7 protein-coding genes and 1 pseudogene are annotated in these 12,503 nt (G+C 36.4%); 5 read left to right on the top strand and 3 right to left on the bottom strand.

What is annotated here, in order from left to right:
- The coding region (locus DB41_RS09085; protein ID WP_039386498.1) for a Rossmann-like fold-containing protein at nt 1-2,611 on the top strand (2,611 nt) is incomplete at its 5' end.
- A gap of 588 nt (nt 2,612-3,199) precedes the next feature.
- Nucleotides 3,200-4,645 carry an F-box/WD40 repeat-containing protein gene (locus tag DB41_RS09080; protein WP_039386497.1) on the top strand — a complete coding sequence of 482 codons (1,446 nt, stop codon included), beginning with the start codon at nt 3,200-3,202 and terminating at the stop codon, nt 4,643-4,645.
- 290 nt (nt 4,646-4,935) lie between these two features.
- Here DB41_RS09080 and DB41_RS09075 read toward each other — a convergent pair whose 3' ends face one another.
- Nucleotides 4,936-7,197, bottom strand: coding sequence for an ATP-dependent DNA helicase (locus DB41_RS09075; RefSeq protein WP_052244070.1), 2,262 nt, complete (start codon nt 7,195-7,197; stop codon nt 4,936-4,938).
- A gap of 313 nt (nt 7,198-7,510) precedes the next feature.
- On the bottom strand, nt 7,511-9,175 hold the full coding sequence (locus DB41_RS09070) for an RNA polymerase sigma factor (RefSeq protein WP_039386496.1): 1,665 nt from the start codon (nt 9,173-9,175) through the stop codon (nt 7,511-7,513).
- Between the two features lie 314 nt (nt 9,176-9,489).
- Here DB41_RS09070 and DB41_RS09065 point away from each other — a divergent pair, with 314 nt between their 5' ends.
- Nucleotides 9,490-10,326, top strand: coding sequence for a competence protein CoiA (locus DB41_RS09065; RefSeq protein WP_162180946.1), 837 nt, complete (start codon nt 9,490-9,492; stop codon nt 10,324-10,326).
- A 65-nt stretch (nt 10,327-10,391) separates the two neighbouring features.
- Here DB41_RS09065 and rpsT read toward each other — a convergent pair.
- Nucleotides 10,392-10,631: pseudogene (gene rpsT / locus DB41_RS09060) on the bottom strand (30S ribosomal protein S20); the annotation flags it as partial.
- Between the two features lie 190 nt (nt 10,632-10,821).
- On the opposite strand from rpsT, the gene DB41_RS09055 reads away from it, so the two are divergent.
- Together DB41_RS09055 and DB41_RS09050 are read left to right on the top strand one after the other, a co-directional pair.
- The gene (locus DB41_RS09055) at nt 10,822-11,667 is read left to right on the top strand and encodes an RluA family pseudouridine synthase (RefSeq protein WP_039386494.1); all 846 of its coding nucleotides are present in this window, start codon (nt 10,822-10,824) and stop codon (nt 11,665-11,667) included.
- Nucleotides 11,660-12,103 carry a hypothetical protein gene (locus DB41_RS09050; protein WP_039386492.1) on the top strand — a complete coding sequence of 148 codons (444 nt, stop codon included), beginning with the start codon at nt 11,660-11,662 and terminating at the stop codon, nt 12,101-12,103. The genes DB41_RS09055 and DB41_RS09050 overlap by 8 nt, the downstream gene beginning before the upstream one ends.
- The last annotated feature ends 400 nt before the right edge of the window (nt 12,104-12,503 follow it).

The raw sequence follows: 12,503 nt of genomic DNA, 5'->3' as shown, positions 1-12,503 counted from the left end.
TTATGAAGTCATTGAAGCAAAAAATGCTGGCTGCATTACAGCTCTAGCAGAAAAAAACGATGGCTCGCTGATTTTAGGGGATGAAAAAGGGCAGCTACATGTTTCAGGAAAAATAATTGATACGAAGGTCCAGCAATCTATTACTGATATTCTTTATCTTCATGATGCCTGGGCCCTTATTGAGTATAAAAAAGTAGCAGAAGAAGATACAGAGGCGAGAGAACTAAAGAGAATAAATTTTCTTACAGGCGAGGTAGAAGAAATAGCTCCAAAGACACAAATGTTAGCTTTGGGTGATGGCTCCCTTATTATTTTAGATAAAACCAAGGGTAGTGTTTGCTGGGAGCAATTCGATCAAACACAAAGAAAATTTATTGACATACCTAGCCGGGATAAGAAAGAGAAAATTTTTGCTATCCGCTTAGCTTCGAAGACGAAAGTTTTGCTTCTCCAGGAAGACAATAAAGAGTTGCTTACAATGTATGATATAGAAACTCAAGCTGAACAAACATGGAAAAATGACCAGCTATGGATTGATTGTTTGCGTAATTGCCCTTATGTTTGTCTAGATGGCCAAACAATTGCTGTTGGCGCATCTGTGGGAAGAAATGCACTAATAAAATTCTATTATAGAAAGGGCCTTGAAAAAGAGCCTACGAATGCGCATAGAGCTGGCTTTTGGGGTGTCAATGCTATGATAACACTTTCAAATGGCTCTATAATGTATGGAACAGATACTACCCCTTCAGGAATACATGTGGTAAATAGAGAGGGAAAAATCATTTTTACAGCAACCTTAGAAGGTGACCCTAAGATTAATTCGTTAACAGAATTATCCGATGGTTCTGTGGCTGTTAGATGCCAAGATTCTATGCTAATTTTTCAGCCTCACTTTAAAAATAAATCTATTCCTGCCGACAATGAATTGAAACATACAACCTATTTAGCGAGCTTAGAGGCAGCCTTTAAGCAGGCAAATTTTTATAAAGCACGCCGTTATTATGAGAAAGCTAAAAGAATAAAACCAAGCAGCAATGCTCATAGCCTTATTTCTCTTCTTCATCTTAAAAAATCTCTAAATAAAAAGCTTTATAGACAGGTTCTCCTTGACACATTATACGGCCAAAACAATAAAGAGATAAAAGATATTTATTTAGATCAAGAAGCTTCCATCTTGAAAGCTAAGACATGTAAAAAGAGGTTGTTTATAGGAGAAGGAACTTTTACCTTTGCTGAAGCTTTTATCAAAAAACATGCAGAGACTCATCCTCTTTTAGCTTCCTCCATTGTTGCTACAGAGCTGGCTGTCTCTTCTGAAAAGAGGGAAGAAATCATGCAGAGAGTTTCCCATCTCAGAGAACAAGGAGTGACAGTATTGTTTGGCATTGACGGGCAATCCCTTCATAATTATTTTAAAGGAAAAAGAATCAAACGCATTCATTGGAATTGCCCCTTTACTGGAAAAGGAGTGAGTCAAAATAAATTTAAAGCAGTAATCCCTCAATTTTTCTTATCTTGTACACATTTACAGCTGGAGGGAGATCGATTACATATAACTTTAATGCAGGAAAGAAATTATTGGAAAGAACGGCAAATAGAAAATCCTATTGTCTTGGGTGCCACCTCGGCAGGTTATCGTCTTATAAGAAAGCGTCTGTTCGGTCCCGAACGTTATCCAGGTTATCAGCATGCTAAAACAAGTGGAGGAGATCACTTAACCGATGTACAGCGGGAATTTGTTTTCGAAAAGACGCATCAGCCTTTTGCAAAAGCGGGATCTGAATTTTTAGCTTATGCCAGAGCTTTAGAAAAAGAATTTTCAAAAAATGTAAACCTTTTAAAAGACGTTTATGCCACCTATGAATTAAATATAAAAAGCTCTTTTGAAAAAAAAGCAGAATCTTTAGAACATTATCTCAAAAATAGCCTATCCGGGGCTAAATTAAATTTTTCAAATAAAGTAGAAAAGTTAAAAAAGGGATTATATTCAATCCTACGACAGCAGGAAAAAAAGTTTGAGGATAAAATGAAGGTTTCAAATTTTACTTTTTCAACTCTAGAAAGAAGGAATTCACAGGATATCCAAGCTGTATGGATGAAGTACGTACAGGAGCTAGAAGGCCATTCTCTAGCTTATATGGAAGCCATAGGTAGAGAATACCTATGCTATGCAGAAGAGCTAGAAATCGATTATGTTTCTATTTATGCTAATTTATCCGATTATTCACAAGAAGAGGTAAATAAGTCAAAAGAATATTTTATAGGTTTGTGTGATAACCCAAAAGTACGTTCGTCAATTGATAAAGATGATAAAACCTCTACTACTTTTATAACTAGATTAGGAAGTCTTAATAAAATCTTCTCGGATCAAGAAGGTGAACTGAAAGTAAAAACTTTAAAGATTATAAATGATTTTAAAATTCTCTCTTTAACTTATATAAATGCCTTGATGGATCCTAATAAGAAAGAATTTGCAATTAAAATTATTTTAAGAAAAGATAAAAAAAGTGATCAATCTGGGTCATCTGATGGGATAAACTTTGACTTACAGAATTGTTATTATGAATGTAGTAGTGATGAGGATTCTTCTGATTGTTATGACTCTGACTAAGTCTTTAACCTAGCTAAATTAAAGGTTTCAAGAGAGCATGGTTACCTGAAGATACTTAAGGCTTAAATTATGTTTTAAAGTATAGTAAATGAGTAGATGCTCTTTCTTCCCTTCTTTTTTACCTTACTCTAAGGTGAGAAAAAGATTTCTTAGCCAAAAGCTTGTAAGTAAGGGAAGAAAAATTGAAGCTTTTTTATACTATAGCTGGGATAGGAGAGGTCCTCCGAATTAATTTATTGCGATATCCTTCTTACCATGGTCGATATCATAGCTAATATGTAAAATGTTGGCATCGAGTATCTGTTGTTTAGGGCGCTTAAGTGGCCTGCTAGCTTTTCTTGTATACAATATATCCAAGAACTTGTCATTCTTGATTATTTAATGTACTAGGATAAGCTTTTTTTGTCATACTAGGATCCAGCTAAACAGCCTATATTTTAGCTTATTTTAATACCTAAGAGAATGTCTTTATTTATTTAAATTTTTATTAGTATTGTTGATTAGTTTTTATCTCTTGACTTTTAAATATAATAAAAATAAAGAATGGTTGTTTTTTTTATATTAAATTTGAATAATTAAGTTACATAAATGCAAATTAATAATTTATCTTATTTTCCCCCTACTCTGCTAAATCCTTCTTATTCTTTTTCCTCACCCATTTTGCGCTTACCCGAGGAGCTTCTTACCCTTATTTTTTCTTATCTTTCTACGAAAGATTTAGTTCATGCAGGCATGGTATGTCGCCAGTGGGATAGGATAAAAGAAGACCCTATTCTTTGGACCTCCCTTTATCGTTATGATTTTCCATTTTTTACTTCACCTAATTCGTCATATACTAGGGCTATGTATATTAATAGCTTTGTAACTCAAAATAACTTAAAAACAGGAAAGATTCAAAAAGAAATTGAGCTACCACCGTATGTGGGAGGGAAAACATTCTTTGATTTTTCTGATAAGGCTGGCTTTCTATTAGTAGAAGTTGCTGACAAAACGCGTCTATGGAATTTAGCCCACGGCCGGTTTCAGGATTCTCCTACTCAGCTTAAGGGTGACATTTGCTCTTTGTTTTCGCCCGATGGAAGCCTACTAGCGACAGCCTCTTCGGATGGTACCGTTTATCTTTGGAATATCATTACCTCTGCACTTATCCACAATCTTAAAGGACATACAGGCGTGGTGATCGATGCAGTTTTTTCCGGGGATGGAAAGATGCTTGCCATCCTTTCGGATGATAGATTGGTGCACCTTTGGAAAATCTCTACAGGAGAATGCTTACATATCTTTTCCCATACTGAGGAGATCATTCATGCGATTTTTTCACCTGATGGAAGAACTCTTACGGTAGAAGATGATAATAATAAATTACATCTTTGGGACATTGCCAAGGGTCAACCTATCCATGTTCTTAATTATGATGGAGAAATTTATGAAAATGTTTTTTCTCCTCGTGGAGAGTTACTCGCTACCATCTTTGAAGAAAAAACAGTACGTGTTTGTAAAGTGCCTACTGGTGAGCTTCTCTATACATTAAACCATGAAGGAGACTTATGGGATTGCTGCTTTTCACCCGATGGAAATTTACTGGCAACGGCTTCACAAGATCATACTGTGCGCCTTTGGGAGGCTGTGAGTGGCAGACTTCTTCATACCTTTAAGCACGCTGGGGAAGTCAATAAGGTCGCTTTTACACCTGATGGAAGTAAGCTTGCCGCAGCATGTCAGGAAAATTATGCTATCCTTTGGGACATCTGTTCAGGGCAAGCTATTCATTACCTTAAACACGAGAAGGAAGTGCAAAGTGTGTTTTTTAGCCCTGATGGTAGTGTCCTTGTAACGACTAATTTCCAAGGACAAGTGAATCTTTGGACAGTAGCAGAAGGGGTACAATTTGCTAATTTAAGAAGCCCCAACACTATTTATAATGAAATACGCGTGGCTTTTTCTAAAGATGGAAGTATGATTGCTCTTGCAACAGATTTCAATATTCGCATTTTAAGTTTTAATCCTCTTTTTCTTAATTCTTCGTTTTCATAAATTTAACCTTTATTCAGAACTTAAGCCAGTAGGTAATAGTTTTCATACGCTAGCTAGAGCAGATTGGATGTTTGACAATCTTGCAGCATAGACCTGCGAGAAAAGCTTGAAAGGTTTATTTATATAATAGCCTCAAGCAAGTAGCTCTAAATTAAGCCTAGTTCGCTAGCCTTCGAATATTTAAAAATTTTTATTTTAAATTTATAGAAGGCTTTTAAGTTCTTTAGCCTCTAGCTAAAACAACTCTATTAACAAAAGTTTTTAAATTAAGTCTAATAGACTTTATCCCTTTAGCTAGAATTATTTTTAGCTAGATAGGTAGTTTTTTTATAAAAATTTTGCATATATTCGCGTAACTTCTCACTGGGAATAAAAATATGCTGGCAAGGAGGGAGGCTATTCAAAAATTGCTGTCCATATTTTTTTGTAATCAACCGCGTGTCCAAGCATACAATACAACCTCTATCATTTTTATTACGAATGAGACGACCAAAACCTTGTTTGAATTTCACGATTGCATTAGGTAAAGAATACTCCATAAAAGGGTCGCCCCCTTTAGCTAAAATTGCCTCGGTACGTGCTTGAGTAATAGGCTCGGTAGGTACCTTAAAGGGTAGTTTAACAATAATAACACAGCGAAGTGCCTCTCCTACTACATCGACTCCTTCCCAAAATGAGTCTGTTCCAAATAATACAGATCGATCGGTCTTTTTAAATTTATTAAGCAGGGTTTGACGATTGTCATCGCCTTGTTTAAAAAGAGTATATTTATATTGCTGAAGACGTGCTTGCAAAACTTGGCAACATATTTTAAGCATATTGTATGAAGTAAAAAGCACAAAAGCGTTTCCATGGCTGGCCTGAATGCATTCCCAAATTTTCTCTGCTGCTGCTAAATTAAACCTGCTATCAAGAGGATTAGGAATATCGTTAGGGATAGCTAATAAAGCTTGCTTGCGGTAATCAAAAGGAGAATCATAGATGTTTTCTGTTAACGTAAGCTTGCTTATGTAAGAAGGAGTAAGCCCTAAGCGTTGCTTGGTAAAAGTAAATTGCTTATTGGTAGCCAAGGTAGCACTGCAAAGAACTACGCTACTAAAGGGTTTGAATAAATACTCGGCTAAAGCTTTTGCAATATCTAATTCGGCATCTGCAATATTTACATTAATCATTGTTTTAAGCAGCTGGGCTTCAATCCACCTTACTTTACTAGGAGGGGGAGCTGTATCTACAAACTGTTGCAGGATAAAACTCGCGTCTGCCAATCGCCCGCAAAGAGCTTCGATTTCATAACGAATACCTTTAGAGACTTCATTAAGAGGCTCTTGACCTAGCGCTTTAAGAGCATTTTCGATGCTACTGATTACTTGTACATACTTTTGTAAGCTAGTAGCTAAAGCGTGAATATGACTTTTAATTTCTCCTACCCATAAAGTATGCTTATAATGCTCGGGCAAGAGGCGGAGTTTGTTTTCATTAGAATGTTCTTCATTAGGCCTTATACCAGCTTTTGCTATGTTAATGAAAGCATGAAGCTTATCAAAGCCTTCAGTAATCAGCTTAAGAAGATCGATACGTATGCCTGGAAGATCAATATTGAATTTACTTAAAAGGGAGCTGATTTCTGTTGGGGGCGCTTTAGAATTATAGTGAGCAAGAATTTTTTCTTTAAGTTGAGCTAACTTCCCTTGAGTTTTACCGCCCTTTTCTGCTGCTAAACGTCCTACCACTCGCAATAGATCTAACTGATTTACTTTTTGAGCAAAATATTCTGTAGCAATATCTTCAATATGATGAGCTTCATCTAAAATAACTTTGGTATAAATAGGCAAAATGGAAGGGTCTTGATAATTTTTAGATTCAGCACGGCTAGCCAAATCAGCAAAAAGCAAGTGGTGATTGACGATCAACAGATGCGCCTCGTTAGCTTCTTTTCGAGCCTTAAAAAAATGGCAGTCTTGATAAAAAGGGCATTGGCTTTTACTACAAGTATCATTTTCTGCACAAACCTTGTCCCATAAGTGTCCAGAAGGCTCAAAAGTTAAGGAAGACTTAGAACCATCATAGGTCGTATGTGCCCAAGCATCAATACGAGCAAATTCCTCTGCTTCTTGAGGGGCAAGAAGAAGTTGTTCTGCGCGTGTCTCTTCCACTTTTCGCAAGCATACATAGTTGCGCATCCCTTTTACAAGCACTGCTTTGACAGTGATATTAAGCGCTTGGGCTACGATAGGAATATCTTTTAAAAGAAGTTGCTCCTGTAGGGTGATGGTATGCGTGGAGATAACCGAACGTTCTTTTCTTTGGGCTGCCCAGAGAATAGCAGGAATAAGATAAGCAATGCTTTTACCCGTCCCTGTTCCTGCTTCTATTAAAGCTATTTGATCTTTATTATAAGCTTCAATGATGTTTTGCATCATTTTCTGCTGCTCTTCACGCGATTCAAAACCTTTTATAATTTTACTAAGGTTTCCTTCAGGTTGAAGAATTTTTAAGGCTTTCTGAGCATCAACTCCTTCAATGTTCTTTTCTCTGGGTAATATGCTGCTCATGAAAATTGGGAAGGGTGAAGTAAAAGTAAAATTAATTTAGAATTTGAATTGAACTATATCGCTTTACAAGGATCTTTTCAAGGCCCCTCTACTTTTTTGAAAATAAAGAGTAGATTTTATTTTTTAAATGTAAGGATAAGGAGGAAGTTCAGCCTATGGATTAATTGTTAGGGCTACGGGTGAAAAGGATGTTAAGAAGCCTATTCTATTCCTCTCCTGCCTTTTATGATTACCATTTACTTTTTTGTTGAAGTGATAAAATAACTTTAGCTTTTTCGCTTATAGAAAAGCTGGAAGTTAAAAATCCCTCCCTCTATTCAACCTCTAGCAAATCTAAAAAGGCTTTTAACTGTTTAGAGCGGGTAGGATGGCGCATTTTCCTTAGGGCTTTGGCTTCAATTTGCCGAATACGTTCTCTAGTTACATTAAACTCTATTCCTACTTCTTCAAGCGTTTTAGGCTTACCATCTAATAATCCAAAACGTTGAATAAGAACTTTTCTTTCCCGATCCGTTAAGGTAGAGAGCACTTCATTCATCTTATCTTTCAAAATGGAGTATCCTGTGGCTTCTGCTGGTGAATCGGCAGCCGTATCTTCTAGGAAGTCTCCAAATTGACTCTCTCCTCCATCACCTACTTCTGCTTGTAAAGAGATAGGATGCTGGGCAATTTTGTAAATCTCACGCACACGCTCAGCAGTGATACCCAGCTCTACAGCAAGTTCTTCAGGATTGGGCTCTCTACCCGTTTCCATCATCAACTTTTTAGCGCCCCGTAAGACCTTGTTAATGGTTTCAATCATATGTACAGGTATGCGGATAGTTCTAGCTTGATCAGCGATAGCACGGGTAACAGCTTGGCGAATCCACCAAGTTGCATAGGTAGAAAATTTATAGCCACGTCGATACTCAAATTTTTCCACGGCTTTCATAAGGCCCATGTTACCTTCCTGAATCAAATCTAAAAAGGAAAGGCCTCTATTTGTATATTTTTTGGCGATAGAAATAACCAAACGTAAATTGGACTCAACCATTTCTCTTTTGGCTTCCTGACTTTTGTCCATCCAACGCTGCAGCATCCGTACGTCTTTTTTAAACTCTTCTAATGTCCTACCTGCGGCAATTTCACGTTTTTTAAGTTTTCGTTTGGCAGAGGCTAGCTTGGCAGCAGCAAATTTATTTCTTTCTGCCCGAGGAGTTAATTCTTGAATTTCTTTTTCTAATTGTAAAAAGCGGTCATAGGCTCTCAAGATAAGCTCGCCAAAGTCTTCAATAATGTTGTGCCTAACATGAAAGCGGCGTAAGTAAGCTTGAGTACGAATACGACATTTCTCTACTTCTTCTAATAGCGAGGGCTTCTCCTCTTTATTTAGGTCAGGATCATCGATTTTTTTAAGAAGCTCTACTAGATGTTGCTCTTCCTGTTTGAGAAGAGCGCATAGTTTAGGTAAAAGATTAAGAAACTCTTGCTTATTAGGCACTTCTTTTTCTGCAACACACTTGTCAAAACGCTCTTTTCCTTGTAGTAAATATTGAGCAATTGCTATGGTCTCAGCAGTGGAGTAGCCAAAACGCATAATGATGCGTTCGATTTGAATTTGCGCTTTTTCGATTCGTTTGGAAATTTCAACTTCCTCTTCCCGGCTTAAAAGGGGAACGGAGCCCATTTCTTTTAAGTACATTCTTACGGGATCATCAGGAGTGCCTTCAGAACGTTTAGGAAGGCCTTCTAATTCTTTCGCTTCTTTCTTACGCTCCTTTTGGCGCTCAACTTCAGATTGATTAAGGATTTGGACGTCCATGCCACTTAAAAAGATCAACACTTGATCAATCTGCTCGGGCGAATCAAAAGACATGGGAAGAATATCGTTAATTTCCTCGTAGGTGATATATCCTTGCTCTTTAGCAATGGAAACGAGTTCATCCACTTTCTGTTGATGTTGGTGAGAAAAATTGCTTTTAAAGTTATCTTTATTCATGTTGCTTTTATGTAATGGTATTGACGAATTGCAAATTTTTTGTGTAATATGTGTTTAAAAGCCTTATTGAAAGGGTAGCTTTGTCGGCTCATAAAACGTTGAGAAAGTAATATTACAATCAATATTTCCTTAAAAAAGGGTATAGGAATATTTAACTATTATATTGATTTTTGTCAATCTATACCATCTTTTTCTTTTAAATAATGTCCTAGGAAAAATTAACTTCATACTTGGATAAATGCATTTTGTCAAAAGATTTTTAAGCGAGCGAAAAAATTGTGCACTTTTACGCCTTAGATGAAAAAGAAAATCTGGTGTCTGCTCATCAAGCAGATAAAAGGCTGCATTATTATTGTAGGGAATGTCTAGGCCTTGTCAAATCTCAGGGAGGCCTTTTGCGACAGATGCACTTTTATCATCTAGAGCCCAATCGATCCTGTCGACAAAATGGCAAATCCCTCGTTCATTTACAGGTGCAGCATTATTTACAAAATTGCTTACCTGATTGTGAATTAGAGAAAGAATTTCCTCTTATCAAGCGCATTGCAGATGTGTACTGGGAAAAAGAGGGCTTAATAATAGAAATTCAATGCTTATCCATCTCTGCCCATGAAATAGAGGAGCGCAATCAAGATTATGCTAGAATAGGTTATCAAGTTCTTTGGATATTACACGATCGCTTATTCAATCGTCATCGTTTAACAGCCGCTGAATATTTTCTACAAGACTCCTTACATTATTTTACCAATATCGATTCCGAAGGAGTAGGATATATTTATGACCAATGGGATAGAATAGAAAAAGGCAAGCGTGTACTTACGCTAGGCTTTCGAAAAGTAAATTTTTTCTCTTACCACTCTCATCTTAAAGAATCCTTGGCCTTGGGTAGCTATCCACCTTGGATAAAAAAAAGGCTGGAATCATGGAGAGGATATTTTACAGGCGATTATTTAGATTATTTCTTAACCATGCAAGAATCAGAAAAAGCTGCTTTATTGTCAGCTCTTTCAGTAGATGAGCAATCAGGACTTATGCACGTAGGAGAAAACCTTCAGCCAGGGGTAAAGAGAGCGTTAAAAAAAATAATCCGTCTAATTAGCTTTTCTTATCGCTTAGGATTAAATTTTATCCTTGAGAAATTAGCAAAATAATATTGCTGCGGAGCAATTGCCCTTTATCTTCTAAAATTTATGGTGCAAGTGCTTCGCAAAGGTATTTATAAGGCTTTAGCCGCGCGAGCAGCAAAACGTGCTTTAGTGCGATTAGCTTTATTAACTTTATAGACGCCTTTTTTTACACCTTTATCCATGAGACTGTAAATTTCACTTAAATGCTTATGATTTAACGCCGCATCTTTTTTGGAAAGGTTTTCTTCTAGAGCACGTACCGCTGTTCTGACTTGCGATTTAAACACTCTATTAATCTGATTTCTTTTGATACTTTGAAGATCTCTTTTTAATGCCGACGAACGTTTTTCTTTTTTTTCTCGCTAGGTGCTTGAGCCATTTTCCCTCTTAAATGTTTAATGACATAAATTTATATAAGAAGAAATTATAGGCATTACTGTATAATTCGTCAAAGCCAAACTGAAATGCTTGGTATTAAAAACATTTACCCTTAATAGCATTAAGCCCAAGAAATATCGTATGAAACTTACCTTAGACCAAAATCTTTCATTGTTAGACGCTTTAACTCTTTTATCCCCAAATAGTTCTAAAACAACTCTACGCTCCTGGTTAAAAGAGGGACGGGTGTATGTCGATGAAAGTGTAGAAAAAGTCAGTAGCAAGCTGATTAAAAAAAATCAAACAATTACCGTAGGAGCAAGGCCAGATCCTTATATACAAGATTTACGGGTGTTATATGAAGATTCTCATTTAATAGTGATTGATAAGCCTTCGGGTTTATTAAGTGTGACTAGCGCTTTTGAAAAAGATAACACCGCGCATGCTCTTTTAAAAAAACATTTTCGTCCGCGTAAGGTCTATGTCGTTCATCGGTTGGATCAAGATACTTCTGGTGTGATGTTATTTGCTTTTTCAGAAAGGGCTTATGAAAAATTAAAAGAAATTTTTGCAGAACATCATATTGTAAGAGAATATATAGCTATTGTAGAAGGCCGTATGGAGCAATCCCAAGGCAAATGGGAATCCTATCTTTATGAGGATGAAAATTATTTTGTACACTCTTCTTTAAATCCAGAGCGTGGTCGTTTAGCTATCACGCATTATCAGGTTATAGAAATGAGTAAGCACTATTCCTTAGTAAAATTTACTCTAGAAACAGGAAGAAAAAACCAAATTCGCGTGCAATGTAAAGCTGCAGGCCATCCTGTGCTAGGAGATCTTAAGTATGGTTCTTCGGTTACTCCTGTGCGCAGGCTATGCTTGCATGCTCAAGGGTTAGGCTTTAATCATCCTATCAATGGCAAACCGATGCAATTTAAATCCTCTCTTCCGCAAGCTTTTAAGAAATATTTTAAAAATGCATAAAAATCTGGTGTGGCTTTCTTTTTTATCTTTAGCTGCAGGCGTGGTAGGTTGGTTTACTTTTCGAGCGCTTTATTTGACCTGTTTTTACCTAGCTTTTACGGTCTCTGCTCCTGTAGAAAACATTCAATGGGCCATCGAGCCACTAAGCGAAGATCGTCTGGTAGTTAAAGCAGACTATCGCTTTGTGGTTAATGATAAGGAATATCATGGAAAAACTTTATTTAAAAATGATGTCTATCGAAACCCCTGGGCAGCAGAAGAAGCTTTAAAAACATATAAAGGCCGTAAGCAAAGGGTTTGGTATTCACCTATACACCCTCAATATTCTTCTTTAGATCAATCTTTCCCTTTTAAAGAAAGTATTTATGCAATCATTTTATGGATTCTATTGCTTTATTTTTTTAGGATAGGATGGTATGTAGGCAAGCATACATGAGCGTTTACTACTGTAGCTAATATATAAGAAAAAGTTACTAATAAAAATTATTAGCCTACAACAAAAGATTTCAGGGGGCGCTAGCTTTTCCTTTCTCACGTGAGATAGAGAAAATTTTTAATAACCTTTATTAGCGGCAGGCTTCTAATTTTTATAAGATTTAATTATAAGCTAGTTAATCGTGACAGAGCTCATCAAGACCTTGCCTTGTAGCCAAGCGCTAATGTTAGCCTTTCTTCCTACTGAGATTGGCTAAGAATAAATGTAAAAAGTTACTGCTGCCTTAAATCTCTTCAAAAAATTTAAAGATTTATTTTATTTTGATTTTAAGGGAAATAATGTAAAAAATTAATGTTGAGGTTTAAACTTATTAATCCTTCTGGCAAGATATCCTCTTAAT

Source organism: Neochlamydia sp. TUME1, from assembly GCF_000813645.1.
In the GTDB taxonomy this organism is placed as follows: domain Bacteria; phylum Chlamydiota; class Chlamydiia; order Chlamydiales; family Parachlamydiaceae; genus Neochlamydia.
The sequence above is the reverse complement of the archived record's forward strand: the minus strand, read 5'-3'. Positions and strand labels throughout refer to the sequence as shown.